The sequence below is a fragment of the Pseudomonas sp. SJZ080 genome (assembly GCF_007828295.1).
GTDB lineage: Bacteria > Pseudomonadota > Gammaproteobacteria > Pseudomonadales > Pseudomonadaceae > Aquipseudomonas > Aquipseudomonas migulae_A.
Map to the genome: position 1 here is coordinate 134,563 of NZ_VIUK01000016.1, position 26,692 is coordinate 161,254.

General features: G+C 59.8%; 26 protein-coding genes and 1 pseudogene. 11 read left to right on the top strand and 16 right to left on the bottom strand.

What is annotated here, in order from left to right; genetic code table 11:
• Positions 1-71: 71 nt before the first annotated feature.
• The 4 genes from FBY04_RS20625 to FBY04_RS20640 form a co-directional block, all read right to left on the bottom strand.
• Positions 72-1,199 carry an FAD-binding oxidoreductase gene (locus FBY04_RS20625; protein WP_145316608.1) on the bottom strand — a complete coding sequence of 376 codons (1,128 nt, stop codon included), beginning with the start codon at positions 1,197-1,199 and terminating at the stop codon, positions 72-74.
• A gap of 130 nt (positions 1,200-1,329) precedes the next feature.
• The gene (locus FBY04_RS20630) at positions 1,330-2,277 is read right to left on the bottom strand and encodes an ornithine cyclodeaminase family protein (RefSeq protein ID WP_084320495.1); all 948 of its coding nucleotides are present in this window, start codon (positions 2,275-2,277) and stop codon (positions 1,330-1,332) included.
• A gap of 163 nt (positions 2,278-2,440) precedes the next feature.
• Positions 2,441-3,928, bottom strand: a complete 1,488-nt coding sequence (gene rhlB / locus FBY04_RS20635) for an ATP-dependent RNA helicase RhlB (protein WP_145316610.1) — start codon at positions 3,926-3,928, stop codon at positions 2,441-2,443.
• Positions 3,929-4,026: 98 nt separating this feature from the next.
• The gene (locus FBY04_RS20640) at positions 4,027-4,683 is read right to left on the bottom strand and encodes an alpha/beta hydrolase (RefSeq protein ID WP_084320497.1); all 657 of its coding nucleotides are present in this window, start codon (positions 4,681-4,683) and stop codon (positions 4,027-4,029) included.
• 468 nt (positions 4,684-5,151) lie between these two features.
• On the opposite strand from FBY04_RS20640, the gene FBY04_RS20645 reads away from it, so the two are divergent.
• The 4 genes from FBY04_RS20645 (at position 5,152) to FBY04_RS20660 (ending at position 9,316) form a co-directional block, all read left to right on the top strand.
• Positions 5,152-6,186 carry an amino acid ABC transporter substrate-binding protein gene (locus FBY04_RS20645; protein WP_084320498.1) on the top strand — a complete coding sequence of 345 codons (1,035 nt, stop codon included), beginning with the start codon at positions 5,152-5,154 and terminating at the stop codon, positions 6,184-6,186.
• 65 nt (positions 6,187-6,251) lie between these two features.
• Complete coding sequence (locus tag FBY04_RS20650; protein ID WP_084320499.1) at positions 6,252-7,433, top strand: amino acid ABC transporter permease; 1,182 nt, start codon at positions 6,252-6,254, stop codon at positions 7,431-7,433.
• Positions 7,434-7,443: 10 nt separating this feature from the next.
• Positions 7,444-8,541 carry an amino acid ABC transporter permease gene (locus FBY04_RS20655; protein WP_084320500.1) on the top strand — a complete coding sequence of 366 codons (1,098 nt, stop codon included), beginning with the start codon at positions 7,444-7,446 and terminating at the stop codon, positions 8,539-8,541.
• Between the two features lie 10 nt (positions 8,542-8,551).
• Positions 8,552-9,316 carry an amino acid ABC transporter ATP-binding protein gene (locus FBY04_RS20660; RefSeq protein ID WP_074879996.1) on the top strand — a complete coding sequence of 255 codons (765 nt, stop codon included), beginning with the start codon at positions 8,552-8,554 and terminating at the stop codon, positions 9,314-9,316.
• Between the two features lie 286 nt (positions 9,317-9,602).
• Here FBY04_RS20660 and FBY04_RS20665 read toward each other — a convergent pair.
• Positions 9,603-10,062, bottom strand: a pseudogene (locus FBY04_RS20665) (transposase).
• 584 nt (positions 10,063-10,646) lie between these two features.
• Here FBY04_RS20665 and FBY04_RS20670 point away from each other — a divergent pair.
• Positions 10,647-11,306, top strand: coding sequence for a FadR/GntR family transcriptional regulator (locus FBY04_RS20670; protein ID WP_084323722.1), 660 nt, complete (start codon positions 10,647-10,649; stop codon positions 11,304-11,306).
• Positions 11,296-12,603, top strand: a complete 1,308-nt coding sequence (locus tag FBY04_RS20675; protein ID WP_084323721.1) for a CynX/NimT family MFS transporter — start codon at positions 11,296-11,298, stop codon at positions 12,601-12,603. The genes FBY04_RS20670 and FBY04_RS20675 overlap by 11 nt, the downstream gene beginning before the upstream one ends.
• Here the strand turns inward: FBY04_RS20675 and FBY04_RS20680 are convergent, their stop codons facing one another.
• The 9 genes from FBY04_RS20680 to FBY04_RS20720 form a co-directional block, all read right to left on the bottom strand.
• Positions 12,604-13,254: a DUF1120 domain-containing protein gene (locus tag FBY04_RS20680; protein ID WP_145316612.1), complete on the bottom strand. Its 651-nt coding sequence runs from the start codon at positions 13,252-13,254 to the stop codon at positions 12,604-12,606.
• Positions 13,255-13,316: 62 nt separating this feature from the next.
• Positions 13,317-13,925, bottom strand: a complete 609-nt coding sequence (locus FBY04_RS20685) for a DUF1120 domain-containing protein (RefSeq protein WP_145316614.1) — start codon at positions 13,923-13,925, stop codon at positions 13,317-13,319.
• A 78-nt stretch (positions 13,926-14,003) separates the two neighbouring features.
• Positions 14,004-14,627: a DUF1120 domain-containing protein gene (locus FBY04_RS20690; RefSeq protein WP_145316616.1), complete on the bottom strand. Its 624-nt coding sequence runs from the start codon at positions 14,625-14,627 to the stop codon at positions 14,004-14,006.
• 77 nt (positions 14,628-14,704) lie between these two features.
• The gene (locus FBY04_RS20695; protein WP_145316618.1) at positions 14,705-15,337 is read right to left on the bottom strand and encodes a DUF1120 domain-containing protein; all 633 of its coding nucleotides are present in this window, start codon (positions 15,335-15,337) and stop codon (positions 14,705-14,707) included.
• 84 nt (positions 15,338-15,421) lie between these two features.
• A complete protein-coding gene (locus tag FBY04_RS20700; protein ID WP_145316620.1) occupies positions 15,422-16,552 on the bottom strand; it encodes a DUF1120 domain-containing protein in 1,131 nt (376 codons plus the stop codon).
• Between the two features lie 11 nt (positions 16,553-16,563).
• Positions 16,564-19,029 (bottom strand): fimbria/pilus outer membrane usher protein, encoded by a 2,466-nt coding sequence (locus FBY04_RS20705; protein ID WP_145316622.1) that lies wholly within the window; start codon positions 19,027-19,029, stop codon positions 16,564-16,566.
• 129 nt (positions 19,030-19,158) lie between these two features.
• A complete protein-coding gene (locus FBY04_RS20710) occupies positions 19,159-19,875 on the bottom strand; it encodes a fimbria/pilus chaperone family protein (protein WP_145316624.1) in 717 nt (238 codons plus the stop codon).
• Positions 19,876-19,928: 53 nt separating this feature from the next.
• Entirely contained in the window at positions 19,929-20,549 is a 621-nt protein-coding gene (locus FBY04_RS20715; RefSeq protein ID WP_145316626.1) for a DUF1120 domain-containing protein, read from the bottom strand.
• A gap of 67 nt (positions 20,550-20,616) precedes the next feature.
• Positions 20,617-21,246, bottom strand: a complete 630-nt coding sequence (locus tag FBY04_RS20720) for a DUF1120 domain-containing protein (RefSeq protein ID WP_145316628.1) — start codon at positions 21,244-21,246, stop codon at positions 20,617-20,619.
• Between the two features lie 352 nt (positions 21,247-21,598).
• Between FBY04_RS20720 and FBY04_RS20725 the strand changes: the two genes are divergently transcribed.
• From FBY04_RS20725 to FBY04_RS20740, 4 genes are all read left to right on the top strand, one after another.
• The gene (locus tag FBY04_RS20725; RefSeq protein WP_145316630.1) at positions 21,599-22,231 is read left to right on the top strand and encodes a response regulator transcription factor; all 633 of its coding nucleotides are present in this window, start codon (positions 21,599-21,601) and stop codon (positions 22,229-22,231) included.
• A 108-nt stretch (positions 22,232-22,339) separates the two neighbouring features.
• Entirely contained in the window at positions 22,340-22,810 is a 471-nt protein-coding gene (locus FBY04_RS20730) for a nuclear transport factor 2 family protein (protein WP_084323709.1), read from the top strand.
• A gap of 40 nt (positions 22,811-22,850) precedes the next feature.
• Complete coding sequence (locus tag FBY04_RS20735; RefSeq protein ID WP_145316632.1) at positions 22,851-23,168, top strand: GIY-YIG nuclease family protein; 318 nt, start codon at positions 22,851-22,853, stop codon at positions 23,166-23,168.
• 88 nt (positions 23,169-23,256) lie between these two features.
• A complete protein-coding gene (locus FBY04_RS20740) occupies positions 23,257-24,192 on the top strand; it encodes a glutathione S-transferase family protein (protein ID WP_145316634.1) in 936 nt (311 codons plus the stop codon).
• A 154-nt stretch (positions 24,193-24,346) separates the two neighbouring features.
• Here the strand turns inward: FBY04_RS20740 and FBY04_RS20745 are convergent, their stop codons facing one another.
• Positions 24,347-24,697 carry a glutaredoxin family protein gene (locus tag FBY04_RS20745; protein WP_145316636.1) on the bottom strand — a complete coding sequence of 117 codons (351 nt, stop codon included), beginning with the start codon at positions 24,695-24,697 and terminating at the stop codon, positions 24,347-24,349.
• On the bottom strand, positions 24,697-25,701 hold the full coding sequence (yejK, locus tag FBY04_RS20750; protein WP_008026670.1) for a nucleoid-associated protein YejK: 1,005 nt from the start codon (positions 25,699-25,701) through the stop codon (positions 24,697-24,699). Before yejK ends, FBY04_RS20745 begins: the two co-directional genes overlap by 1 nt.
• Before the next feature lie 476 nt (positions 25,702-26,177).
• Between yejK and FBY04_RS20755 the strand changes: the two genes are divergently transcribed.
• Entirely contained in the window at positions 26,178-26,459 is a 282-nt protein-coding gene (locus FBY04_RS20755) for an HU family DNA-binding protein (protein ID WP_007905514.1), read from the top strand.
• Positions 26,460-26,692: the final 233 nt, after the last annotated feature.

Below are 26,692 nucleotides of genomic sequence, written 5' to 3' on the forward strand. Positions count from 1 at the left end.
CGTCAGCGCCCTGCAAAAAGGGCGCTGGAAGTTTGCCGCAATCGTGTCGACACGTCACCTGAGGACGCGGATCAACCCAGGCGAGCGGGGGAGAGCATCCCGGCATCCAGGCCGAAGCGCTTGAGTGGCTCGGGCAAGGGTTCGCCGCGCACCAGTGCGGCGCTGGCCTGGCCCATGGCGGGCGAGGTCTGGATGCCGTAACCGCCTTGCGCTGCCACCCAGAACAGGCCGGGTACCTGCAGATCGAAACCGGACAGCAAGTCGCCATCGGCCACGAAGCTGCGCAGGCCGGCCCAGGTGCGGGTCGGGCGGCGGATGGTCAGGGTGGTGGCTTCTTCGATCTGGTAGATGCCCATGGCGATGTCCAGTTCTTCGGGCTGCACGTCGTGCGGTTCCACCGGGTCGGCGTTGGCCGGCGAGCCGAGGAACATGCCGGCGTCGGGCTTCATGTAGAACGACTCGTCGAGGCTGACCAGCATCGGCCAATGGTGGATGTCCACGCCCTCCGGCCCGGCGAAGATGAACGCCGCACGGCGCTTGGGCTGAAGGCCCAGCGGCCTGGCGCCGGCCAGTTCGCCGATCTTGTCGGCCCAGGCGCCGGCGGCGTTGATGATGACCGGGGCGCTGAAGGTCTGGCCGTTGGTTCGCACCTGCCACACACCTTCGCCGTCGCGGGTCAGGCTCAGGACTTCGCTGTCGGTGTGCACTTCACCTTTGTTGCGCCGGATGCCGCGCAGGTAACCCTGGTGCAGGGCATCGGTGTCGATGTCGCTGGCGGTCGGATCGTAGATCGCGCCGTGGACTTTTTCCCGGCGCAGGATCGGCAGGCGTGCGCAGGCTTCGTCGGCGCTGAGCAGTTGCATCTCGGGCACCGTGGCTTTGGCGCTGAGGTATTGATTGTTCAGTTCGACCGGGTCGCCGGTGAAGTCCACGGTCATCTCGCCACGCGGGGTCAGCAGCGGGTGTTCGCAGAAACCGACGGGCGGGGCGTCGAAGAAGTCGCGGCTGGCCTGGGTCAGTGCCCGGACTTGCGGTGTGCCATAAGCCGCAGTGAACAGCGCGGCGGAACGTCCGGTGGAGTGGTAGGCCGGATGGGATTCGCGTTCGAGCACAATCACCCGGGCGTGCTGCGACAGCCAGAAACCGGTGGAAGCGCCGGCAATCCCGCCGCCGATGATGATGAAATCTGCCTGGCTCATGAATGTCTCCTGTAAGCCGCAATATAGATCTACTGTAGGAGCCGGCTTGCTGGCGATGGCATCGCCGCAGTTGGTCTGACAGACCGCGGCGCCTGCATCGCCAGCAAGCCGGCTCCTACAGGGTGGGGGATTAGTGCTGTAGTTGGTAAATGGCATTGGCCAGCGCGATGTCTTCCAGGCCCAGGCCGATGGAGCGGAAGAACACATGGCGGTCGTAATCGGGGCGCTGGACTTTTTCGCTGATCAGGTCCGGCAGGTCCCCGACAATCGCGCTCTTGTCCCAGCCATGTTGCTCGCCGGCAATCAGCATTTCGCCCGCCGATCCCGGAGTGGTCAGACGGTAGTCGCAGAACACCTGCATGTCATTGAGGCTCTGCGGCGGCACTTCGTGGGCGCGTGGTGCGTTGGTGCTGATGGAGGTGATCAGCGCCGGTTTGCTCAGGCTCGTCGGGTCGATCACTGGGCCGGCGGACGAAGTGCACAGCATGATGACGTCGGCGTCATGGACGGCCGCTTCACGACTGTCGACGAGGGTCAGGCGTGGATCGAGGCGCTTAATCTCGGCCAGGGCCTCAGGGCTGAGTTCGCTCAGGTTCGGCGAGAAAAGGTGGATGCTTTGCCAGTCGCGCAAACCTTTGACGTAATGCAGGTGCGCCAGGGCAACTTTGCCACTGCCGATGATCGCCAGGCGTTGAGCGTTCAACGGGGCAAGGGCATCGACGGCGACGGCGGTGGTCGCGGCGGTGCGCGCCGTGGTCAGTTCGCCTGCATCGCAGAGCAACAGCGGCTGACCGGTCTGCATCGACATCAATAAGGTCCAGGCAGTCACCAGCGGGCCTTGTTCGCGCACGATGTAGGGCGACGTCTTGACCCCGTAAACCCCGTCTTCGGCCAGCACGCCCAGGTAGTTGATGAAGTCGCCGGCACCCTTGGGAAATTCCACCAGTTGCTGCGCCGGTTGCACTGCCTGCCCGGCGGCCAGGTCGCGGAACAGCTTGCGCAGGATCTGCGGCACGTCGACCTGCGCCAACAATTCGCGGGCCTGGGGTTGGGTGATCACAAACGGCGTGCTGGACATGGGCGGCTCCGGGAGCTGGAAGTAAACTAATTTGTCTATTATGGACTTTTAGTTTTCTCTCGCAAGCACCTTTTGTAGGAGCAAGCTCGCTCCTACAGTGATTTGGGGGCGAAAAAAAAGCGCAGTCCGTTGCCGGCTGCGCCTCTTTTATTGCGACCCGCTGTTACGGACGCTTGCGCTCAACCGCCCGCAACAGATGCGTCGGTGGCGTTTCACAGCTGATCTTGCGACCGAGCAGCGCCTCGATGGACGGCAGCTGGTAGGAGTCGTCTTCCCCGGCAAAACTGATGGACACGCCATCGGCGCCAGCGCGTCCGGTACGGCCGATACGGTGCACGTAATCGTCCGGGACTTCCGGCAGGGTGAAGTTGATCACGTGGCTGATGCCGTCGATGTGAATGCCGCGACCGGCGACATCGGTGGCCACCAGCACGCGGATCTTGCCTTCGCGAAAGCCTTCAAGCGTCTTGATGCGCTTGTGTTGCGGCACATCGCCGGACAGTTGCGCGGCGTTGACGCCATCACGTACCAGGCGTTCTTCGATGCGCCGCACTTCATCCTTGCGGTTGGCGAAGACCATCACCCGCTCCCAACCGTTGTCGTTGACCAGGTTGTAGAGCAGTTTGTATTTGTCGGCACCGGCCACCGCGTAAATGTGCTGCTCGACGTTTTCGCTGGCCACGTTCTGCGACTCGATCTCGACGATCGACGGGTCGGTGGTCCATTGCTTGGCGAGGTTCATCACGTCTTCGGTGAACGTCGCGGAGAACAACAGCGTCTGGCGCTCGTTCTTTGGCGGTGTCTGGCGAATGATCTGACGCACTTGCGGGATGAAACCCATGTCGAGCATGCGGTCGGCTTCGTCCAGGACCATCACTTCGACCATGTCCAGGTGCACGTCGCCGCGCTGGTTGAAGTCGAGCAGGCGGCCCGGAGTCGCGACGAGGATGTCGCAATGACGTGCTTCGAGATGCTTGAGCTGCTTGTCGAAGTCCATGCCGCCGACAAACGTCATGACATTGAGACCGGTGTACTTGGTCAGGTCGGCGGCGTCCTTGGCGATCTGCACCACCAGTTCGCGGGTCGGCGCGATGATCAGCGCCCGTGGCTCGCCCATGTAGCGCTCTTTCGGCGGCGGGGTTTGCAGCAACTGGGTGATGATCGAAATCAGGAATGCAGCGGTTTTGCCGGTGCCCGTCTGGGCGCGACCGATGGCATCTTTGCCCGCGAGGGTGAAGCCAAGGACTTGAGCCTGAATCGGCGTGCAATACGGGAAGCCGAGGTCCTGGATGGCGTGCATCAGTTCCGGGGCGAGTTTGAAATCGTGAAAACGGGTTTTGCCTTCCTGGGGTTCGACGGCGAAATCTTCGAGTTTCCAGGGGATGACCGGCGCTTTTGGCTTGGGCTCGCGACGCGGTTTGGCAGGTTTCGCGGCTTCGATGGGCGGCGCTTCAGCGGCAATGGCTTCGACGGCGGGGGTGGCCGGTGCAGGCTTCGGCGCGTGTTTCGGTGCCGCTATGGGGTCGGTCCGGCCAGGCTGATTACCGTCGGTGCGGTGGCTGGGGCTGTGAGACGGAGCGCTGGAGGCTGGCGCGAGCTGCTCAGTCTCGCTTTTACCGAACATTTTCTTGAGTGCTTTGAGCACGGTCATCTCATCAATTGGTTAAGGAATATACGGCGGCCAGTGTAATGCAAGAATCGGGCGCGGCGTAGGGGGATGGATCAATGGGCTGTTTTTCAGCTGAGCCGTTAACGCAAGCGCTCGCCAAGCCAGACGCCGATGTCGCGAATCTCCTCGGGTAACACTTCGTGACCCATTGGGTATTCCTGCCATGTCACGGTGACACCATGCTGCTTCAGATACTCGTAGGCGGTCCGTCCCATCGAGTTTTGCACCACGTCATCGTACTGACCGTGCAGTGACAGCACCGGAATGCGTTGCTGGCTGGCCGAAAGCTCCAGTTCGTCACTGAAAGTCGGTGCATAAGTAGAAAGGGCAAGTACGCCACCCAACGGCCCCTGCCATTTCAGAAACACGGTGTGTAACACCACGGCGCCGCCCTGGGAAAAGCCTGCCAGGAAAATCCGCGAGGCGTCTATTCCGATAGCTCGCTGCGTTTCGATCAATTGAATGATTCGGTCCGACGACGCTTCCAGCTGCTCGCGATTGATCGCGCGCGCAGGGCTCATGGCCAATATGTCGTACCAGCTCGGCATCTCGTAGCCACCGTTGATGGTGACGGCACAGGTCGGTGCCTGAGGGAGAACGAAGCGAGTGGTCAGCAGGCTTTCCTGTAACGCTTCAGCCACCGGCAGGAAGTCGTAACGGTCGGCGCCCAGGCCGTGCAGCCAGATGACGCAGGCATCTGCGGGCTTGACGGGTTCAAGGATAAGGGGCTCGGTCATGGCTGCTCCAATTTTGTGCGTGCGCTCTCATTGAGTGCGAGAGATGAGTGCGCGTCTGGTTGATCCGTTAAGAAGATGTCGCAAGGCTACAAGTTTTGCTATTGACCTGTCCCTAAACCGCTTTGGCGAGCGGTCTGGTACGGGCTTTGCTATAGGAAGCCTGTATGAAAAATCCCACGCCTGTCGGTAACACTATCAGGCCATTGTTCGTAGTGGGATAGCAAAAAAATCCGGTGATGGATGTTCGCCAGTGGCCGCTACGGGCTTCGCGAACGTGAAAGGGCTACAGCCCGTTCGGCCGATTGGTGAGAAGTGAGTGGTCCATGATGTGGATTTTCTCCTACTAGACTCATAGCGCAGGTCCTACGTCGGTTGACCCTAAAAAAAGCCAACACGGGTCGACTACGCCTCATAAGGGTGCGACAGGACTCAAGCTCCGACACAACAAGAGCAAAACTGGAGGTTTGAATGAAGATGTTGAAATCCACCCTGGCGATCGTGTCTGCAGCCGCAGTACTCGGTGTCAGCGGGTTCGCTCAGGCGGGTGCAACCCTGGATGCAGTGCAGAAGAAAGGTTTCGTACAGTGCGGCGTCAGCGATGGCCTGCCTGGTTTCTCGGTTCCGGACGCCACTGGCAAGATCGTCGGTATCGATGCTGACTACTGCCGCGCTGTGGCCGCTGCCGTCTTCGGCGACGCGACCAAGGTCAAGTTCAGTCAGTTGAACGCCAAAGAGCGCTTCACCGCGCTGCAGTCCGGCGAAATCGACATCCTGTCGCGCAACACCACCATGACCAGCTCCCGTGATTCGGGCATGGGTCTGAAATTCCCTGGTTTCATCACTTACTACGACGGCATCGGTTTCCTGGTAAACAGCAAGACGCTGGGTGTGAAAAGCGCCAAAGAGCTCGACGGCGCCACCATCTGCATTCAAGCCGGTACCACCACCGAGCTGAACGTTTCCGACTACTTCCGTGGCAACGGTCTGAAATACACCCCGATCACCTTCGACACATCCGACGAAAGCGCCAAGTCGCTGGAATCCGGTCGTTGCGACGTGCTGACCTCCGACAAATCCCAGCTCTATGCACAACGCAGCAAGCTGGCGACCCCGAACGACTACACCGTTCTGCCGGAAACCATCTCCAAGGAGCCTCTGGGCCCGGTCGTCCGTAATGGCGACGACGAGTGGCTGGCCATCGTGCGCTGGACTGGCTACGCCATGCTCAACGCTGAAGAAGCCGGCATCACTTCGAAAAACGTCGAAGCTGAAGCCAAAGGCACCAAGAACCCGGACGTCGCTCGTCTGCTGGGTACCGACGGTGAATACGGCAAAGACCTGAAAGTGAAGAAAGACTGGGTCGTGCAGATCGTCAAGCAAGTCGGTAACTACGGTGAAGTGTTCGAGAAAAACCTCGGCAAGGACACTCCGCTGGCCATCGACCGCGGGCTGAACGCTCTGTGGAACAACGGCGGCATTCAATACGCACCACCAGTGCGCTGATGGTTCTATCACCCGGTGGGCCAACCACCGGGTGATGTTCTGTTCCATTACATCCGGGGCACTTCATGCAAAATTCAATCGGCGCACCAAAGCAGAGGCTCAGCCTCAGCGATCCCAAAGTGCGTGCGTGGCTATTTCAGATCATCACCATCGTGGCGGTGGTCTCGATGGGCTGGTACCTGTTCGACAACACGCAGACCAACCTTCAACACCGGGGCATTACCTCCGGTTTCGACTTTCTGGAGCGCAGTGCCGGTTTCGGCATCGCTCAACACCTGATCGACTACACCGAATCGGACAGCTATGCCCGGGTGTTTGTCATCGGCCTGCTCAACACGCTGCTGGTGACTTTCATCGGCGTGATCCTGGCGACAATCCTCGGGTTCATCGTCGGCGTGTCACGGCTGTCGAAGAACTGGATCATCGCTAAGCTGGCGACTGTTTATGTGGAAGTCTTCCGCAACATTCCGCCGCTGCTGCAAATCCTGTTCTGGTACTTCGCGGTGTTCCTGACCATGCCGGGGCCACGCAACAGCCATAACTTCGGCGACACCTTCTTCGTCAGCAGCCGCGGCCTGAACATGCCGGCCGCGTTGATGGCGGACGGTTTCTGGCCGTTTGTGATCAGCATCGTCGTGGCCATTGTCGCGATCGTGCTGATGAGCCGCTGGGCCACCAAACGCTTCGAAGCGACCGGTGTGCCGTTCCACAAGTTCTGGGTCGGCCTGGCGCTGTTCCTTGTGATCCCGGCGCTGTGCGCTCTGATCATCGGCACCCCCGTGCACTGGGAAATGCCCAAGCTGCAAGGCTTCAACTTCGTCGGTGGCTGGGTGCTGATCCCGGAACTGCTGGCGCTGACCCTGGCCCTGACCGTGTACACCGCGGCGTTCATCGCCGAGATCGTGCGTTCGGGCATCAAGTCGGTCAGCCACGGCCAGACCGAAGCGGCACACTCGCTGGGTCTGCGCAACGGTCCGACCCTGCGCAAAGTGATCATCCCGCAAGCCCTGCGCGTGATCATTCCACCGCTGACCAGCCAATACCTGAACCTGGCGAAAAACTCTTCGCTGGCGGCCGGTATCGGTTATCCGGAGATGGTCTCGTTGTTTGCCGGTACGGTGCTGAACCAGACTGGGCAGGCGATCGAAGTCATTGCCATCACCATGAGCGTGTACCTGGCGATCAGTATCAGCATTTCCCTGCTGATGAACTGGTACAACAAGCGCATTGCGCTGATCGAGCGGTAAGGAAAAGCGCATGAGTACTCATACATTCAAACCTGACATGCCGCCACCGAGCAAAGTCTTCGGGCCGATGGCGTGGATGCGCGCGAACATGTTCTCCAGCTGGCTCAACACCTTGCTGACGCTGTTCGCGTTCTACCTGATTTATCTGATCGTTCCGCCGATTCTGGAATGGGCGATCATTGACGCCAACTGGGTCGGCACCAGCCAGGCCGATTGCACCAAGGAAGGCGCCTGCTGGGTGTTCATCCAGCAGCGCTTTGGCCAGTTCATGTACGGCTACTACCCGATGGACCTGCGCTGGCGCGTGGACCTGACTGTGTGGCTGGCGGTGATCGGCGTGGCACCGTTGTTCATCTCGCGCTTCCACCATAAAGCCGTGTATGGCCTGAGCTTTCTGGTGCTGTACCCGATCATTGCCTGGTGCCTGTTGCATGGCGGCGTTTTCGGCCTGACCCAGGTGGCGACCAGCCAATGGGGCGGCCTGATGCTGACTCTGGTGATCGCCACTGTCGGCATTGCCGGTGCGTTGCCGTTGGGGATTGTCCTGGCCCTGGGTCGTCGTTCGAACATGCCGGCGATTCGAGTGGTCTGCGTGACCTTCATCGAATTCTGGCGCGGCGTGCCGTTGATCACAGTGCTGTTCATGTCCTCGGTGATGCTGCCGTTGTTCCTGCCTGAAGGCATGAACTTCGACAAACTGCTGCGGGCGCTGATCGGCGTGATCCTGTTCCAGTCGGCTTACGTCGCCGAAGTGGTGCGGGGCGGTCTGCAAGCGATCCCGAAAGGTCAGTACGAAGCCGCCGCCGCGATGGGCCTCGGTTACTGGCGCAGCATGGGCCTGGTGATTCTGCCGCAAGCCCTGAAGCTGGTAATCCCTGGCATCGTCAACACCTTCATTGCGCTGTTCAAGGACACGAGCCTGGTGATCATCATCGGCCTGTTCGACTTGCTCAACAGCGTCAAACAAGCCGCCGCCGACCCGAAATGGCTGGGCATGGCCACTGAAGGCTATGTGTTCGCGGCCCTGGTGTTCTGGATTTTCTGTTTTGGTATGTCCCGCTATTCCATGCATTTGGAACGTAAGCTGGATACAGGCCACAAGCGTTAGGAGTTTTGTCATGAGCGAAGCAATCAAAAAGCCTGTGAGCCCTGAAGGCATTATTCAGATGCAGGGCGTGAACAAGTGGTACGGCCAGTTCCACGTGTTGAAAGACATCAACCTGAACGTTAAACAGGGCGAGCGTATCGTCCTGTGCGGCCCATCGGGTTCCGGCAAATCCACCACCATCCGTTGCCTCAATCGTCTGGAAGAACACCAGCAAGGCCGCATCGTGGTCGATGGCGTGGAACTGACCAACGACCTCAAGCAGATCGAATCGGTCCGTCGTGAAGTCGGCATGGTGTTCCAGCACTTCAACCTGTTCCCGCACCTGACCATCCTGCAGAACTGCACGCTGGCGCCGATGTGGGTGCGCAAGATGCCCAAGCGCAAGGCCGAAGAAATCGCCATGCATTACCTGGAGCGCGTACGCATTCCGGAGCAGGCGCATAAATTCCCGGGGCAACTGTCCGGCGGCCAGCAACAGCGTGTGGCGATTGCCCGTGCCCTGTGCATGAAACCGAAAATCATGCTGTTCGACGAACCGACTTCGGCACTCGACCCTGAGATGGTGAAAGAGGTGCTGGACACCATGATCGGCCTGGCCGAAGACGGCATGACCATGCTCTGCGTGACCCACGAAATGGGCTTCGCCCGCACCGTGGCCAACCGCGTGATCTTCATGGACAAGGGCGAGATCGTTGAACAGGCGGCGCCAAACGACTTCTTCGATAATCCGCAGAATGACCGGACCAAGTTGTTCTTGAGCCAGATCCTGCATTGATCGAAGCCAGGCAGTGAAATAAACCCGGACGCTGTTCCGGGTTTTTTTTGCCCAATGAAACCCTCCCCCTGCCGACATGACTGCGGATGCGTACCGCGTACCGTAGGAGCCGGCTTGCTGGCGATGGCGGTGAAACAGCCGCCATCCATGTTGAATGTGAAACGGTGATCGCCAGCAAGCCGGCTCCTACAAGGTCATGTCAGGACATGACTGCGGATGCGTACCGTGTACTGTAGGAGCCGGCTTGCTGGCGATGGCGGCATAACAGCCTCCACCGAGATCCCGGTTATAACCATTTGGCATCCCACAATGGGTAATCGTGCACGCGTGTGACAAGCCCTGCACGCAATGGGTTGGCAACGATGTATCGGGCGACCGCTTGCAGATCCTCTTCACGGCGAATCGCACGGTCGTGGAAACCTCTCTGCCATACCATCCCTTTGCGCTCCAACCGCGCGTTTACCGCCCGTGCGCTGTGCGATTTGGTTGCCAGTACCAACGCCGACAACGAATTGTTCTTCAGTTCGACCAGCCAATGAAAATGGTCAGGCATCACCACCCAGGCAAGGGAATCGACCCATTCTTCTGTATGCGCCTGGCGAAAGCGCTCCACCACCAGGCGTCCTGTCCGCCAGTCAGTAAAAAAAGGGGGCGCGGTTCCAGGTGACAGCCGTCAGCAGATAGATTTGGCCGGTTTGGGAATAGCGGCCGGCGCGCAAGCGATTGGCGTGGGGAAGATCGGGCACTCCATTGCCCTCCTGTGTTTTGAAAGAAACAGAAGGCTAGTGCGCAATAGTGAGAGGCGTTTTCAAAGTTCAGTTCTGAATGTGTCGATGCCATCGCCATCGCCAGCAAGCCGGCTCCTACATGTCAGGGCATAAATGCGGATGCGCACCACGCACCTGTAGGAGCCGGCTTGCTGGCGATGGCGCTGAAACAGCCGCCATCCATGTTGAATGTGAAACGGTGATCGCCAGTAAGCCGGCGCCTGCAGGTCAGGGCATAAAGGCGGATGTGCACCGCGCACCTGTAGGAGCCGGCTTGCTGGCGATGGCGCTGAAACAGCCGCCATCCATGTTGAATATGAAACGGTGATCGCCAGCAAGCCGGCGCCTGCATGTCAGGGCATAAAGGCGGATGCGCACCGCGCACCTGTAGGAGCCGGCTTGCTGGCGACGGCGTTGAAACAGCCGCCATCCATGTTGAATGTGAAACGGTGATCGCCAGCAAGCCGGCGCCTGCAGGGTTTGTGTGGGCCGTTGCCTTGTCGGGCCAAGCTGACTAACATGTCAGAAAATTCATCCTATGATTGGATGAAAGGGCGAATCCTATGTCAGAAATGTCTCCATTAGTTAAGCGATCCCTGGTCGATCAGGCCCTGGATCAGTTGCGCCTGCGCATCACCGAAGGCGTCTGGGCTGTCGGCCAACGCCTGCCCACCGAGCCTGAGTTGTCCGCAGAACTGGGCATCAGCCGCAACACCGTGCGCGAAGCCATGCGCGTGTTGGCGTTTTCCGGTTTGATCGAAATCCGCCAGGGTGACGGCAGCTATTTACGGGCCGTGATCGATCCGCTGGACACCTTGAAAGCGTTGTCCCGCTGCTCCCTCGAACAGGCGCGGGAAACACGGCACATCCTTGAAGTCGAGGCCATCGGCCTTGCCGCCCTGCGCAGGACCGATGAAGACCTCATCGAATTACGCAAAGCGCTCAACGTCAGCGGCGATCACTATCACGGCGATCTCGACAGCTACATCGCCTGCGACCTGGTGTTCCACCGTCGCCTGGTGGACGCCGCGCACAACCCGACCCTCAGCGAGTTGTATCGCTATTTCTCCAGCGTCGTCGGCGCACAACTGCGCCAGACCTTGAGCATCACGCCTCGCCGCCAGGAAGTGTTCGACCTGCACGTCGACCTGCTCGATGCCGTCGAGCAACGCGACCCGGAACGGGCCAAAGCCCTGTCGAGGCAGTTGATCAATGAACCTTGAAACCGAGAACGCCATGTCCAGCAGCAACCGTCACATCACTGAAGCCAAGCGCACGGCGGAGCTCGAGGAACTGCTGATCGATGCCGAGGCCGATGACGAAGCGGTCCAGCAGAGTCACCCGATCCTGCGGCGTCCGTGGCTGTTATTGCTCGGCCTGATTCTGGTCGCGCTAAACCTGCGCCCGGCACTGTCGAGCATGGCGCCGATGCTCAGCGACATCTCGAAGACCTTGGGGTTGTCGGCAGCGCAGGCCGGTTTGCTGACAACCTTGCCGGTGCTTTGCCTTGGCTTGTTTGCGCCGCTGGCGCCGATTCTGGCGCGCCGTTTCGGCGCCGAACGGGTGGTGCTGGGCATTCTTCTGACGCTGGCGGGCGGAATCATCCTGCGCAGTTCATTCGGTGAAATCGGCCTGTTTGCCGGCAGCGTGCTGGCCGGCGCGAGCATCGGGGTGATTGGCGTCTTGTTGCCGGGCATCGTCAAACGCGACTTCGCCAAACACGCAGGTACCATGACTGGCGTCTACACCATGGCCCTGTGCCTGGGCGCAGCCATGGCGGCGGGCGCGACCGTGCCGTTGAGTGAACACTTCGACAAAAGCTGGGCCTTGGGCCTCGGCTTCTGGGTGATTCCGGCGTTGGCGGCGGCGATTTTCTGGTTGCCGCAAGTCGGTCAGAAACACGGCGCGCACAACGTTGCCTACCGTGTTCGCGGTTTGTTGCGTGACCCGTTGGCCTGGCAAGTGACCTTGTACATGGGCCTGCAATCATCGCTGGCCTACATCGTGTTCGGCTGGTTGCCGTCGATCCTGATCGGCCGCGGCCTGACGCCGACCCAGGCGGGGCTCGTCCTGTCGGGTTCGGTGATCATCCAGTTGGCCAGTTCACTGGCGGCACCGTGGCTGGCCACGCGCGGCAAGGATCAGCGCCTGGCGATCGTGATCGTCATGGCGCTGACCCTCGGCGGGCTGTTCGGTTGCCTTTACGCGCCGATCGAAGGCCTGTGGGGCTGGGCGATCCTGCTCGGTCTGGGGCAGGGCGGTACGTTCAGCCTGGCGTTGACCCTGATCGTGTTGCGCTCGCGGGATTCGCACGTGGCGGCGAACCTGTCGAGCATGGCCCAGGGCTTCGGTTACACCCTGGCGTCCATGGGGCCGTTCGCGGTCGGCATCGTGCACGACTGGACCGGCGGCTGGAACGCCATCGGCTGGATCTTCGGCGTGATCGGCCTCGGCGCCATCCTCGCCGGCCTCGGCGCCGGGCGTTCGTTGTACGTTCAGGTGGTCAGCGAAAAGGTCTGACTACAGATACACAACGTCCAGCGTTGCCGAGCCGTCGAGTTGCACATCGGTGCTCAGGTCCAGTTCGGAAGTGGGCGAGATGACCGTTTCAAGGATGACCCGGCTCGTCAGGCTCTGGATGGCAATCGGGCCGGCGTTGCTGCCGGCCACGTTGGTAAACCCCAGGTAACTTCTGGCGCCAATCGGAATGGAACGGCTGTTGGATGAACTCCAGGCTATGCCTCCGGTGGTGGAGTCCGTGCGAAAGACCTGCGGCAGATCGTCCACCACCGTGGTGGACGGATCGAAGTTCAATGAGTACAAGCCGACTTTGTTACCGCTGCCATCGTGGTTCAGACCGTAGTAAATCTCGCTGTTGACGACGGCCGAGCCATCGCGGTTGTCGTGCATCATCAGAGCGAAGCGCGCGGGCGCTTTGCACTGGATGCTGAGGTCGAGCGTCTGGTCGCGCAGTCGTGTTCGCTTGTCCACGCTAAGGTCTTGCCGGGAGATTTTTCCGTAGTTGACGAGGCCGCTGTTGGACAGTGTCGGTGAGCAGGCGAGTGGGGTGATCGTGCCTTTGACGGTCAGGTCAGTGCTCGACGCGGCGAAGGCAAATGGGGCTGTGCTGATCAGTACTGCAGCTGCAATTGTTATGAAGTGGTTTTTCATTAATGAGCGCTCATTCATTTGAGGTAAAAAACGGCTCTCCTGTAAAGGAGAGCCGGCATCATTTAGAAGTACTTCATTTCGAATGTTGCAGAACCGTCGACGGTGATCTCGTCGGTCAGGGTCAGGCTGTCCGCCCGGGCGATATAGGTCTGGATTTCCAGTTCCATTGTCAGGTCTTTAACGGGAAGGGGGTGGTTAACTCCTACCGATGTCAGCTCTCCAGGGCCTATTTGATTTGTGCGCCCCCACACCGCTCCACCGTCTAGCGAGTAGATCGCTTGAACAGTTTCCCCATCCGCCAAAGCGCTTTTGATAACCGCTCGGAATATACCCAGTTTTTCAAGTGCGTTGGTTTCCCCCAGACCGAACCAATTATCGGCCAATGAGGTCGCGGCCTTGTTGTCGATAGCGTTCAGCGCAAACATATTTGCTGCATTGCAATTGACATTTAGTTGCATCGGCTGGGTGTTCACCAAGGTGTTTGAAGTTAGGTCGAGATCCTTTGCCGAGATCTTCCCGATGTTGACGATGCCCCCGTCAGACAACGTCGGCGTACACGCGTTGGGCGTGATCGTGCCGGTGACGCTCAGGTCAGTGCTCGATGCAGCGAAGGCGAGGGGTGAAGTCAGGACGATGAACGCCATCGTCAGAGCGTGTGGAAATTTTTTCATGGGACAGGATTCGCAATGGTGGGTCAGCGGAATAAGTCCTTGCCCGAAGCGTGACCCCGGGCAAGGTCTGCTAAGGTGTTATGGGTACAAGACTTCGAGGGTGGCCGAGCCGTCGATAGCGGCATCGTTGGTCAGGTCGAGTGAGTCGGCGCGGGCAATGACGGTGTATACCTTGAGGTTCGTTACCAGATCCTTGATAGCTACCGGAATGGCGGGAACAGACGTGGCGCTGAATGAAGAAATGGCAGAAGGCGCCATGAAGCTAGAGCGGGTCCAAGTGCTGCCATTATCATAGGAAATCAGAGGATATACGCTTACACCGTCCGCCAGTGGCGCGGACAGTTGTAGCTCATAGCCACCGAGATTCTGATCCCCATTGATTTTCCCCAGGCCCCACATAAATCCAGTGTCTATCGAAGAGCCGAGCTGGTTATCGATCGGATTCAACCTGAACGCTATTGGCGAGTCGCAATTCACGGTGAGTTGCAATGTCTTGATGGCCAGCTTTGTGACTTTGTCCTTATTCAAATCCTTCGACGAAATTTTGCCATGGTCCACATTCCCGCCCTCGGACAGCAGCGGTGTGCAAGCACGGGGCGTGATGGTGCCGGTAACGCTCAAGTCAGTGCTCGATGCGGCGAAGGCGAGCGGTGAAGTCAGGGCGATGAACGCCATCGTCAGAGCGTGTGGAAATTTTTTCATGGGACAGGTTTCGCTATGGTGGTCAGCGGAATCAGTCCTTGCCCGAAGCGTGACCCCGGGCAAGGTCGGCTACGGTGTTATGGGTACAAGACTTCGAGGGTGACCGAGCCGTCGATCGCCACGTCGTTAGTCAAGTCGAGTGAGTCGGCGCGGGCGATGGAGGTCCTTATCAGTAAACCAGTTTGGAAATCCTTGATCGCTATTGGAGTGTTTGGACCACCGACGGCGGCGAATGCAGAGATGGCTCTAGGTGTCAACCCTTGCCAGGTTCCCCATGTGCCGCCATTGTTGTAAGAGTGTATGGGCTTTACGGCAGTACCATCTCCCAGTGGCGCCACGAACCTTGGGTCGATGTAGCCGATCTTTTGGTTTACGTCGCCATTGATAAGGCCCAGGCCGAATCCACTGCCCCCATCCGAATCCGAACCATCCTGGTTATCGATTGGTTTCAGCCTGAACGCTATCGCCGAGTCGCAATTCACGGTGAGTTGCAATGTCTTGTCTGTCAGTCTCGTTGCTCTGTCCTTATTCAAATCCTTCGACGAAATTTTGCCGTGATGCACGTTCCCGCCATCGGACAATTTCGGTTCGCAAGCATTGGGTGTGATCGTGCCGGTGACGCTCAGGTCAGTGCTCGACGCCGCCAGCGCATAGGGCGCCATGCTGATCAACGCGGTGGCGGAGAGTGCTGCAAAGTACTTTTTCATCATTGTCTACTCACTTCTATTGTCGTGTGTCCTGACTGCTCCGAGGTGCTCAAGTACGCCGCGGATTCAGCAGGATCGGGTTGGGTGCTACAGATAAATAATCTCGATCGTTCCCGCGCCATCGAGGTCGATGGCGCTGCTCAGATCCAGGCTGTTGGTGGGGGCGATGACGGCCTCCACGGTCACCGTGGTGCTGAGGTTCTGGATCAGCGCCGGGCCGGCCATGCCGAGGTTGTCGGTGAAGCCCAGGTAGCGGCTTTTGCTGATGGGCACAGAGACGGAGCCGGCCGTGCTCCAGGCCATGCCGCCGGTGGTGGAGTCGATCAGGTGCAGGCGCGCGAGGCCGTCGGCGCTGGTGCTGGCCGGGTCGACATTCAGCGAATACAGGCCGATGTTGTTGTTGCGGTTGTCCTTGCCGAGGCCGTAGTGAATGTCGCTGTCGACGGTGGCCGAGCCCGAGCGGTTGTCGTGCATGATCAGCGCGAACGAAGTGGGCGCGTCGCAGCCCACCCTCAGATTCAATGAGCGTGGCGGCAGGCGAGTGCTTTTGTCCGGGCTCAGGTCATTTTTCGACAGGGTGCCGAAGGCGACCACGCCGCCGTTGGACAGCCCCGGTTCGCAGGCCGCTGGCGCGAAGCGGGCGCGCAAGGTCGCCTCGCGGGTGCGCCCGGCAGTGACGGCGTCGAACACGCCGGTGGTCTCCCAGGTGACAGCGTCGCGTACCTGCATCCCTTGCTCTTGAACCCAGGCAGTCAGCTCGATTTGTGCGGAAAAAGTACGACCGTGCAGCGCCGCCCCGCCCTGCACCGGAACGACGCCGTGCGCCGGGCGCCAGATCAGGTTCGATGCCGTGACGGCAGGCGGCTGGCCCACACCGGCAATCAAGCCGATCTCTACCGGTTGGCCATCCAGCACCGCGTCGTGAACGCGCACCTGATAGCTGCCACGTTCGGCAAAGTGAAAACGTTCGGCCGTCGCCGCCATGGCGCGATAAAACACGCTCATGTCGGTGGGTTGCGAGCAGCTCAGGCTCAGGCTCAGCTGACGTTCGCCGAGCTTTCGTTCGGGGGCCGAGTCGGGACGTATCGCCCGGTTCATCAGCCCGTAATCCAGCACGGGCTGGCTCAGGTTGAACTGGCATTCATCCGCAGACGCCCAGGCGAACGGGGTGAAAGCGCTCAGCGCCAGAGGCAGTAGCAAATAGCGGGGCAGGTTCATGAACATCATCCTCAAAGGGCTCGGCACTTGGCGGGGGCGGTTTCGTAATACGCGTTGGTGTCGGCGTCCGCCGGCAGCTCGAAATGCAGTTCGCAGCGCTCCAGCCCCGGTGCGCTGATCCACAGCGCTCGGGCGTCGAGGACGTTGGGCAGAAACACCAGGCCGCCGTCCTGCACCAGGGTGACGAACTCGCCATCCTCGGTGTTCACCGATGCGCCGCGGGGCAGGGGCGCGCCGTTGGCGGTGGTGGCCTTGAGCAACGCGCGGCGGGTCAGGGTGAGGCCGAACTCGATGCTGTCGACGGCGCCGCGGCCGGCCGAAATCACCGCCAGCCCGTTGTGAATGTCGGCGTTGCGCGGCAGGGTTTTGGTGTCGACTTCCACCGCGCTGCGGCCGTAAGCCGCCACCTGCGGGATGACGGCCTGGCCTTGCCAGTCGGTCCATACCGGACCGCTGGGCGTCGACACTTTGATGGCGCCCATGTCGCCCACCGACAGCAGGGCAAAGGTGTCGCTCACCGGGTAAGGCGAGAGCGTCACGCCGCCGCCATGCAGCACGACGCCACCGCGGGCACTGGCCTGATAGCTCGAGCGTTCGGCATCGTCGCGGGTGTAGTTCAAATCCAGTTGGGTGTAGCGCGGCAACAGTGAAACGCCGGCGGTGGTCTGCACTTCCTTGTCCCGGGTGTCGTGCTCGACGCCGACCCGGTAGGCCAGTTGATCGTTGATCTGTTCATTCAAACCCACACCGCTGCGGTATTCGCCAGCGGAGCTGCGCACCCAGGTGCGTGCCCGGCGGTTCTCGCCCAAGGGAATGCTGAGGTTCAGGTAGACGCTATCGTCGTTGCGGTTTGCGCCGCTGACTTGCCATTCCGCCGTCGCCGAAATCGACACACCACCGATGTTGGTGCCCCAGGAAGCGAGGGCGCGGCTGCTGCTTTGGCCGTCGAACGAGCTCGATCGGCTGACACCGCCGCTGAACGCGCCGACCCACGGGTGCGACCAGGACAAGGCAGCGCTTAGCTGGTCGCGGTAGCGGGATTTACTGTCATCGGAAGTGTTGTCGAACACCGCGTCTTGCAGTTCACGGTAGCCAAGGGTCCGGTAAGAACTGCCGGCATTGAACGCCCACTGCTCGCTTAAACGGTGCGATGCGCTCAAGTCAGCCTGAAGCCCCTGACTGGCTTGCCGGCCACCGGCGGCGGCACCGGTGAGCGTGGCTTGAACCTGGGTAACGGGCGATGGCAGCAGGCCGACGCTGACGCCCGCCGCGCGGTAATCGGCGGCACCGGTCAGGCCTGCGCTGAGCAACAGTTGCGGCGTAAGTGCACCGCTCCAGCCGCCGCTGATCACCCAAGGATCGCCGCCCTGTTCGTCACCGGTACTGCGCACCTGACCGGCCGCGAGCGAATAACCGGGCGCCGGCAAACCGATGCCGAGCATCGCGGCCGGCACGGTAAAGCTGCGCTCACTGCCATCGGCTTCCTTGATGGTGACTTCCACGTCGGAGCGGGTGCTGAGCCGGCGTACATTGGTCAGGGCAAACGGCCCGGCCGGCACCACCGTGGAATGGATCAGCGCACCGTTCTGCCGAACTTCGACCTGCGCCTGACTGTTGGCGATGCCTTCAATGACCGCGCCTTGACCTTCGATCTGCAGCGCTTCCTCATTCAACACTTGCACGCCGGTGATCTGCGCGCCGGCCAGCACCGGGTTATACAGATTGATCTGGCCCGCTTGCAGCACCGCTTCGTGACTGGCAAACGTGCGTTGGGCGTAGGCGGCGATGTGCGTGGTGCGCGAAACGTCGTCCTGCCAGGTCTGCACCTGACGGCTGCGCACGATCCAGTCACCGGCGTTGAAACCTGCTTCGGTATTGGCCGAAGCGAAGCGGCTGCTCTGATCGCCGGACTGGCTGCGCAAACCGCTGACGTCGTAGTTGAGCAAACCGGCGATGCCCCCGGTTTGATAACCCGAAAAATCCCGGGCAGTGGGGCGTATGGCATCGGTGGGCACGATCAGTGACAGGGCCAGGCTTGTCGGATCCGGGTCGATGACGGTCTGCGGTGAGGGACCGAGAAAATCGTGGCACTGACTATCGCCCAGCAGACGGTCCGGCACATTCAGGTTGGCCGCATCGAGCAGGGCGCGATCGAAGCACAACGCGCCTTCGCGATCGAACGTGACGTCGACCCGGCCATGGCTCTGGCCATTGACTGTGAGCGTGACGGGATGCCGTCCTGCCGAGAATCGCGGCGTTTGCATCAGCACCGACGCCAGCGCCGGGTCGATGCCGCGCTGAAGCAGTGTGTTTTTGTCGAACGATGCCGGCACAGGCACATTACCGTGGGCGTCGACCACTATCAGCGCATTGCTCAGCAGCAGCGCAACCGTGGTCCACCGCCCAGGGTGAGGGCGAGCGGCGGTCTGAATAGCGGGCACGGCTTCGCCATCACGGTAAATCAATACTGTGTTCATTGGGTTCACTTGAGTTATGCCGGCGTGCTGACCGATTCTCTGTGGCTCAGACACGCCTTTGGCGACGGCAGAAGGGCCGTGGCCTCGAAACAGACGCTCACTGTTCCTTCATGAGCGCTCTCAGGGGGTTCAGGATTTGATCGGGGCCTCGTAATGCGGCACCGCGAAACCATAGACCGTCGCCGGTTGAAAACGCACTTGCGTCGCGGCCCCCTCAGGCGCCTTGACGCTGATGTGCTCACCGGGCAACACGTAGGTTTTCGGCAATATCGCGCCGCCCGCTGACGGCAGTAATTGCACTTCCTGGCCCAGGCGTACGACGTAAGGCGTGTCGTTGCGCACGGTCAATTGACCGTCCTGCAGCGACCATTGCAGGTCGGTCCACGGCGTGCGGTTGGGCGCCAGCCCCTTGGGATGAATAATCAACGGCAGATTCTGACGCACCGTCACGCCGACACGGGCATGCCCGGCTTCGGCGGCGGGTTTTCCTTCAGGGATACCTTCGAAGATCACCCGCTTCAAACGCTGGGTAAGCAACGGTTTTTCGGTTTGAAGAATGAAGCGCACCAACTGGGTTTTCGAGGCTTCGACGCGTGCCAGCGGAGGTGTCACAAACACCAGGGCTTCGCCGTCCTCGGCAATGTCTTCGATGGTGACGTGCATCAGCGCCAGGTTGGCATCGGTGTTGGTCACTGTCACGGAAGCTTCGCCATCGGCTTCGTTGACGATGACCACCGATGTGTTCGGGACCATTCCGTCAGCCTGGGCCTGGGTCGCCAGAAACAGGGCGAACGCAGCGATACCGCCATGCAGAAAATGGCGCGTGTGGGATAAAAACATCGTCATGACGTGTCTCGTTGAGTGTTCGGAAAAAGGGGCCGGCAATGCCGGCCGGTCGGTCAATAATTGAGCTGTACGGTAACGTGCCCGTCGATGGGGACTTCATCGGTCAGGGTCAGGTCATTCGCGCGAACGATGGTGGTGACGGCCGATAGCCGGGTGTGCAGGTCTTTGATGGCGATCGGTGTGCCCAGGTCGGTAGGCATTGCAAACGCGGTCAGGCCGGCATGCCCCAGGTAGGGCGACACTCGCCAGCTGGCCCCGTCGTTACTGGACATGATGGTTTTCACCGGGTTGCTGTCTGCTATGGCATCGAACAGGCCAAACGCCACGCTGCCCAGGTGCTGGTCATCGTTGATGACGCCCAGGCCGTGGTGGTGCGGGTCGATGGCTGACGAGCCTTCGCGGTTGTCGATGGTCGTCAGGGTAAACATCGTGGCGCCTTCACAGTTCACGTACAGGTACAGCGTGCCGGTTTCCAGCTGTGTGGGCTGATCCGGATTCAGATCCTTCACCGTCACTTTTCCGTGGTGGACAATGCCGCCACTGGAGAGGATGGGTGTGCAGGACTTGGGGGTGATCAACCCGGTGACGCTCAGGTCGGTGCTGCTGGCGGCAAGGGCTGAAGGTGCGCTGGCGAGCAACAGCGGAGCCAATAGAGCAAGGGAGCATCGTTCCATGATGAGTCGTCCTTTGAGTGAGCGGGCAACGCCGGGTGACTGGCGTTACCCGTTGAGTGGTGACGGGTTACAGGTATTTGATTTGCAGGGTGGCGTTGCCGTCGAGTTTGACTTCGTCGGTGAGGGTCAGGCTGTTGGTTGGGGCGATTTGGGTGTGTAACCACATGTCCACTGTGACGTTTTCAACGAACTCAGGTGTCCAGGTGCCACTGGTGTTGTTACCAAACGCGATCCAGTCGTTTGTTGCCATCGAGCCGTCATCGAAAAACTCTGACCAAGTATCGCCCTCGTTATACGAGGACATAATGCGCACTGGAACGTCCGCGACCGGGTTTTTAAAACCCAGCTGATAGGTGCCTAATTTTTCAGTCCCGTTAATCAGGCCTAGTCCCATCTGGGCAGGTACGAATGATGTGCCTGGCCGGTTATCGATAGTGCTGATCGCAAACTGCGCCGATGCAGTGCAGCTCACTGTGAGTTGAATGGTTTCTACTCCGAGTACGGTAGGTGTCGTCTCATTCAGGTCTTTGAAGGATATTTTTGCGTAATCAACGACGCCGCCGTTGGCGAGTGTCGGTTCACAGGCCACCGGAGTAATGGTGCCTGTAACCTTGAGGTCAGTCTGGGACGCAGCGAACGCGGACGATGCGCCAGTCAGCAGCAACGCAGCCGTCAGAAGGGATAAATGTTTGTTCATGTGTCGCTCTTCCTTGAAGGAGGGTTGTCGGAAATTGTCCTTTGCAGACAGGGCGCAATCTAACGATCGAGGTAGCCAGGCGGAATGCAACTAATACGAAAACGGTCGGCTTGGTGTATGAAAGGGTGTTACGGGCTCCATGCCGTCAGTTTTCGGACTGTTGTCTGTAGTCTTTCTGTGTGGGCTGCGTAGCTTAAAAATGTAGGGCACTTCTCTTTGTTTTATCGGAGAAAGGACAGGGCCCCGGATACATTGGGTGAGGTGGTTACGCGGTCAAGATTGGACGTTGTGGTCGACACCGGACGGCGCTATTTTTCGCGCATTCCAGTCACCAAACAGGATAAATCCGACAATGCGCGTAATCATCGCTGACGACCATCCGGTCGTTCGTATCGGCTTGCGGATGCTCATCGACCTGAGCAAACCATGTGTGATCGTGGGGGAAGCCGATGGCCCGGACAGCCTGTTCAGGCTACTTTCAACCACGCCGTGCGATCTGTTGGTCACGGACTTCTGCATGCCAGGCAACCAACAGGCAGACGGTCTGAAAATGCTCAGCACGCTGCGACGTCGCTACCCGTCGACCTCGATCATTCTGGTCACGATGTTTGCCAACGTCACGACGCTGAGGGCGGCCTTCGCTCAAGGCGTCATGGTGATCATTGCCAAGGACGCATCGGCAACGGAGCTGCCCCTGGCAATCAAATCGGTGAGCGAAGGGCGGCGGTTTATCAGCGAATCCCTGCGCGCGGCGCTGGTTCAGGCGGATGCCGAGGCTCAATCGGGTTCACCTTCGCTGTCGGCCAAAGAACATGAAGTCGTCAGAATGCTCGCCAGCGGCATGACCGTCAGCGAAATCGCCGGCTACTTCAAACGCAGCGTCTCGACCATCAGCAAACAGAAAAGCATGGCCATGCAGCGGCTGGGCATTTCCACGGATGTGGATCTTTTCGCGTATGCCCGTGACAGCGGCATGGTGCATTAGCGCACCAGAAGGTATTCCCGTCACGAATGCCGGTAGTGTTCCGTGCCGTTGTTGACTATCGTGCAGGCAATCTTGCGAAAACCGTTTACACACCCAGGGAGCCTGCACATGAGTGATGCCCACAGCGCATTGATCACCCAGTTCTATCAAGCCTTTCAGCGGCTGGATGCCGAAGCCATGAGCGCCTGCTACACCGACGATGTGGTGTTCAGCGATCCGGCGTTCGGCGAACTGCGCGGTCGTGATGCCGGTGACATGTGGCGCATGCTCACCACCCGCGCCAAGGACTTTTCCCTGACGTTCGATAACGTGCGCAGCGATGAGCGCACCGGCAGCGCGCATTGGGTGGCGACTTACCTGTTCAGCCAGACCGGCAACACCGTGGTCAACGACATTCAGGCGCGGTTCGTGTTTCGTGACGGCAAGATCTGCGAGCACCACGACCGCTTCGATCTGTGGGCCTGGTCACGACAGGCACTGGGCTTCAAAGGCTTGTTGCTGGGCTGGACGCCGCTGGTGAGAAACGCCGTACGCGCTCAGGCCTTGAAGGGGCTGAAGGCATTCCAGGCCAGTCGCTGATAAGATCGCGGCTTGTTTCCTTTCAAGCCTTGATCTTCACGTGAACACGCCGAGCGAATCCTCCGTCATTGCCGCCGAACCGCTGCCGGTCAGCAAACCGTGGTTCGTGTACCTCGTTCGCGCGGCCAATGGTTCGCTCTACTGCGGGATCAGCGACGATCCCGTCCGCCGCTTCGCCACTCACCAGAGCGGCAAGGGCGCGCGCTTCTTTCTCTCCAGCCCGGCCGTGGCATTGGTCTACACCGAAGCCTGTCGCGATAAAAGCGAAGCGCTGCGCCAGGAACGGCTGATCAAAAAACTCAAGAAAAGCGCCAAGGAATGCCTGGTCTCGACCTTTGCGGCGGGCTTATCAATCTGACTGATAAGTTCCCATCAGGCAGATGGGTGGGATGCTCATGGATTGCGCGCTAAGCTGCGGATTCATTACCCGTGCGGCGGAGCCGAGCATGTCAGAGTTGATTCTTCATCATTACCCGACGTCCCTTTTTGCCGAAAAGGCCCGCCTGTTGCTGGGCTTCAAGGGCCTGTCCTGGCGCTCGGTGAACATTTCGCCGGTGATGCCAAAGCCAGATCTGACGGCCCTGACTGGCGGCTATCGCAAGACCCCGGTGTTGCAGATTGGCGCTGATATTTATTGCGACACCGCGCTGATCGCCCGTCGTCTGGAGCAGGAAAAGGCCTTACCGGCGTTTTTTCCGGAAGGTCAGGAAATGATCTCGGCGGCCTTCGCCGCCTGGGCAGATTCGGTGGTGTTCCAGCATGCGGTCAGCCTGGTGTTTCAGCCGGAGTCTATCGCCGTGCGCTTCGCCAAAATGCCGCCGGAAGCGATCAAGGCCTTCGTCGCCGATCGCGCCGGATTATTTAGCGGTGGCAGCGCGACCAGGTTGTCCGCTGAGCAAGCCCGGCATCAATGGCCGACGATCATGGGGCGCCTGGAGCAGCAACTTCAGCGCGAGCAGGGTGATTTCCTGTTCGGCGATCCGTCGATTGCCGACTTTGCCCTGGCTCATTGTCTGTGGTTCCTCAAGGCGACGCCGGTGACTGCGCCGTTGGTGGATGCTTACCCGGCGGTTTCTGCGTGGTTGGGGCGAGTGATGGGCTTCGGTCATGGCGCGTTCAGCGATATGACGTCCGAAGAGGCGCTGGAAGTGGCGCGCAATGCGACACCGGCCGCGTTGCCGGATGAGCGGTTCGATGAACCGAATGGTTTTGAGGCGGGTCAGCAGGTGGTCATTGCCGCGACCGATTATGGCGTCGATCCGGTGGCCGGGGAGTTGTCGTTTGCGGGCAGGGAAGAATTGATTCTGCGTCGAGAAGACGAGCGGGGCGGCGTGGTGCATGTGCACTTTCCGCGGTTTGGGTTCCGCATCGAAAAACGCTGACGCACACTTGTAGTTGTGGCGAGGGGGCTTGCCCCGTTCGGCTGCGCAGCCGTCGTAAATCCTGTCACTGCGGTTCGATGATGAAATGCTGGGGCCGCTTCGCTACCCAACGGGGCAAGCCCCCTCGCCACAGGGATTGAGTGAGTCAGATGAATTACTTCAGGGCTGCGAGGATCGCGTCGGGGTCATACCCACGAATCAACGTTCCGTTCACATCGATAATCGGAATTCCGCCGCCACCCAACGCCTCATACGCCTTGCGCGCCTCGGCATCTTTCTCGATATCGAATTCCTTGTACGGAATGCCTTTCTGATCAAGATAGCGCCGGGTCAGTTTGCAGTAACCACACCATTCAGTGGCGTAGAGCACGACGCTGGCCTTGGCCTGAGTCTGCTCGGACACCACCTGCGAGGAGTTGAACACCCGCTCGATCTTGCCCCAGTTCTGATAGACCACGACCACCAGCAGGATCAGCAGGAATTTCTTCAGTACGCTGCCGAGCATCAGTTGCGCCGCTTGAGCTGGTCAGTCAGCTGAGTGGGCAGGCCTTTGATGATCAGCGTGCCGGCTTCTTCGTCGTATTCGATCTTGGAGCCCAGCAGATGCGCTTCGAAGCTGATCGACAAGCCTTCGGCACGGCCAGTGAAGCGGCGGAACTGGTTCAGGGTGCGTTTGTCTGCCGGGATCTCTGGCGACAGGCCGTAGTCTTTATTGCGGATGTGATCGTAGAAAGCCTTCGGGCGTTCTTCGTCGATCAGCTCCGACAGCTCTTCCAGGCCCATGGGTTCGCCCATTTTTGCCTGGCTGCTGGCGTAATCCACCAGGGTCTTGGTTTTCTCTCGGGCGGACTCTTCCGGCAGGTCTTCGCTTTCGACGAAGTCACTGAACGCCTTGAGCAGGGTGCGGGTTTCGCCGGGGCCGTCGACGCCTTCCTGGCAGCCGATGAAGTCGCGGAAATACTCCGAAACCTTTTTCCCGTTCTTGCCTTTGATGAACGAAATGTACTGCTTGGACTGTTTGTTGTTCTGCCACTCGGAGACGTTGATCCGCGCCGCCAGGTGCAATTGCCCCAGGTCGAGGTGGCGGGACGGTGTCACGTCCAGCTGATCGGTCACTGCAACGCCTTCACTGTGGTGCAGCAGCGCGATCGCCAGGTAATCGGTCATGCCCTGCTGATAATGCGCGAACAGCACGTGGCCGCCCACAGAGAGGTTCGACTCTTCCATCAGTTTTTGCAGGTGTTCCACCGCCACACGGCTGAACGCGGTGAAATCCTTGCCGCCGTCGAGGTATTCCTTCAGCCAGCCGCTGAACGGATGCGCCCCGGACTCGGCATGGAAGAAACCCCACGCCTTGCCTTGTTTGGCGTTATAGCTCTCGTTGAGGTCGGCAAGCATGTTCTCGATGGCGCTCGACTCGGCCAGTTCCGAATCACGAGCGTGGAGAACTGCGGGCGTGCCGTCGGGTTTTTTGTCGATCAGGTGGACGATGCAATGACGGATCGGCATGGGCTTCTCGGCTGTTTGAAGCGGCTGGTTGGAGAGAGCAGGGCAGGCTCCCGAAAAAGTGCCAAGTGTACCGCAGCGCGTCCCTCGTAGGAGCTGCCGAAGGCTGCGATCTTTTTTAAGTCCAGGTCAAAAGATCGCAGCCTTCGGCAGCTCCTGCAGGTGGGGTGAAGGGCAATTTTCAGCCGACCACCGCTGCTTATGCAGTTTTTTCCTGTTTTAGAGCAATAAAGCTGACCAAATGGGTAGCTAGAGGCGGATATTTCCCCGTCTCTGTGCTAGTTTTGCCCCGTCTTACGCGAAGTCACTGCGTTAAGCGTGCATTCAGCATTTGTCAGGTCGAACCAAACCCTGATTTCGGTATCTATAACCCCGATCCCGTGGTTATTTGGCCGAGGGTGCCAGATCCAGAAGATCGGGCTCGATGGCTGACACTGCACTCTGCAATCCATATGAATTTGATAGGGAAGGAACACTACATGGCTCTTACTAAAGACCAACTGATCGCCGACATCGCTGAAGCTATCGACGCGCCAAAAACCACCGCGCGTAACGCTCTGGACCAACTGGGCCAAATCGTTGCCGATCAGCTGGAAAACGGCGGCGAAATCACTCTGCCAGGTATCGGCAAACTGAAAGTGACTGAGCGTCCTGCCCGTACCGGCCGTAACCCTTCGACTGGCGCTGCCATCGAAATCGCTGCCAAGAAAGTTATCAAGCTGGTTGTGGCCAAAGGCCTGACCGACGCTGTTAACAAGTAAGACGCAGTAAAAAAAGCCGTGCCCCGGAGTGATCCGGGCACGGCTTTTTTGTGCCTGTGATTCAGCACAAACACCACAAAACCAATGTGGGAGCGGGCTTGCTCGCGAATGCGGTGGGTCAGTCACATTGAATTCGACTGACACACCGCTTTCGCGAGCAAGCCCGCTTGTGTCTAGATCTAGGAATAAGCTCTGGGGTGAGAGGGGTGGATGGCAAGCTGTGAGTCCGCGGT

What these genes read in the sequence shown, in the direction of transcription:
- FBY04_RS20625 (WP_145316608.1), bottom strand. Translation starts at nt 1,199, where the DNA reads ATGAGCCAGGCAGATTTCATCATCATCGGCGGCGGGATTGCCGGCGCT.
- FBY04_RS20630 (WP_084320495.1), bottom strand. Translation starts at nt 2,277, where the DNA reads ATGTCCAGCACGCCGTTTGTGATCACCCAACCCCAGGCCCGCGAATTG.
- rhlB (WP_145316610.1), bottom strand. Translation starts at nt 3,928, where the DNA reads ATGACCGTGCTCAAAGCACTCAAGAAAATGTTCGGTAAAAGCGAGACT.
- FBY04_RS20640 (WP_084320497.1), bottom strand. Translation starts at nt 4,683, where the DNA reads ATGACCGAGCCCCTTATCCTTGAACCCGTCAAGCCCGCAGATGCCTGC.
- FBY04_RS20645 (WP_084320498.1), top strand. Translation starts at nt 5,152, where the DNA reads ATGAAGATGTTGAAATCCACCCTGGCGATCGTGTCTGCAGCCGCAGTA.
- FBY04_RS20650 (WP_084320499.1), top strand. Translation starts at nt 6,252, where the DNA reads ATGCAAAATTCAATCGGCGCACCAAAGCAGAGGCTCAGCCTCAGCGAT.
- FBY04_RS20655 (WP_084320500.1), top strand. Translation starts at nt 7,444, where the DNA reads ATGAGTACTCATACATTCAAACCTGACATGCCGCCACCGAGCAAAGTC.
- FBY04_RS20660 (WP_074879996.1), top strand. Translation starts at nt 8,552, where the DNA reads ATGAGCGAAGCAATCAAAAAGCCTGTGAGCCCTGAAGGCATTATTCAG.
- FBY04_RS20670 (WP_084323722.1), top strand. Translation starts at nt 10,647, where the DNA reads ATGTCAGAAATGTCTCCATTAGTTAAGCGATCCCTGGTCGATCAGGCC.
- FBY04_RS20675 (WP_084323721.1), top strand. Translation starts at nt 11,296, where the DNA reads ATGAACCTTGAAACCGAGAACGCCATGTCCAGCAGCAACCGTCACATC.
- FBY04_RS20680 (WP_145316612.1), bottom strand. Translation starts at nt 13,254, where the DNA reads ATGAAAAACCACTTCATAACAATTGCAGCTGCAGTACTGATCAGCACA.
- FBY04_RS20685 (WP_145316614.1), bottom strand. Translation starts at nt 13,925, where the DNA reads ATGAAAAAATTTCCACACGCTCTGACGATGGCGTTCATCGTCCTGACT.
- FBY04_RS20690 (WP_145316616.1), bottom strand. Translation starts at nt 14,627, where the DNA reads ATGAAAAAATTTCCACACGCTCTGACGATGGCGTTCATCGCCCTGACT.
- FBY04_RS20695 (WP_145316618.1), bottom strand. Translation starts at nt 15,337, where the DNA reads ATGATGAAAAAGTACTTTGCAGCACTCTCCGCCACCGCGTTGATCAGC.
- FBY04_RS20700 (WP_145316620.1), bottom strand. Translation starts at nt 16,552, where the DNA reads ATGAACCTGCCCCGCTATTTGCTACTGCCTCTGGCGCTGAGCGCTTTC.
- FBY04_RS20705 (WP_145316622.1), bottom strand. Translation starts at nt 19,029, where the DNA reads ATGAACACAGTATTGATTTACCGTGATGGCGAAGCCGTGCCCGCTATT.
- FBY04_RS20710 (WP_145316624.1), bottom strand. Translation starts at nt 19,875, where the DNA reads ATGACGATGTTTTTATCCCACACGCGCCATTTTCTGCATGGCGGTATC.
- FBY04_RS20715 (WP_145316626.1), bottom strand. Translation starts at nt 20,549, where the DNA reads ATGGAACGATGCTCCCTTGCTCTATTGGCTCCGCTGTTGCTCGCCAGC.
- FBY04_RS20720 (WP_145316628.1), bottom strand. Translation starts at nt 21,246, where the DNA reads ATGAACAAACATTTATCCCTTCTGACGGCTGCGTTGCTGCTGACTGGC.
- FBY04_RS20725 (WP_145316630.1), top strand. Translation starts at nt 21,599, where the DNA reads ATGCGCGTAATCATCGCTGACGACCATCCGGTCGTTCGTATCGGCTTG.
- FBY04_RS20730 (WP_084323709.1), top strand. Translation starts at nt 22,340, where the DNA reads ATGAGTGATGCCCACAGCGCATTGATCACCCAGTTCTATCAAGCCTTT.
- FBY04_RS20740 (WP_145316634.1), top strand. Translation starts at nt 23,257, where the DNA reads ATGTCAGAGTTGATTCTTCATCATTACCCGACGTCCCTTTTTGCCGAA.
- FBY04_RS20745 (WP_145316636.1), bottom strand. Translation starts at nt 24,697, where the DNA reads ATGCTCGGCAGCGTACTGAAGAAATTCCTGCTGATCCTGCTGGTGGTC.
- yejK (WP_008026670.1), bottom strand. Translation starts at nt 25,701, where the DNA reads ATGCCGATCCGTCATTGCATCGTCCACCTGATCGACAAAAAACCCGAC.
- FBY04_RS20755 (WP_007905514.1), top strand. Translation starts at nt 26,178, where the DNA reads ATGGCTCTTACTAAAGACCAACTGATCGCCGACATCGCTGAAGCTATC.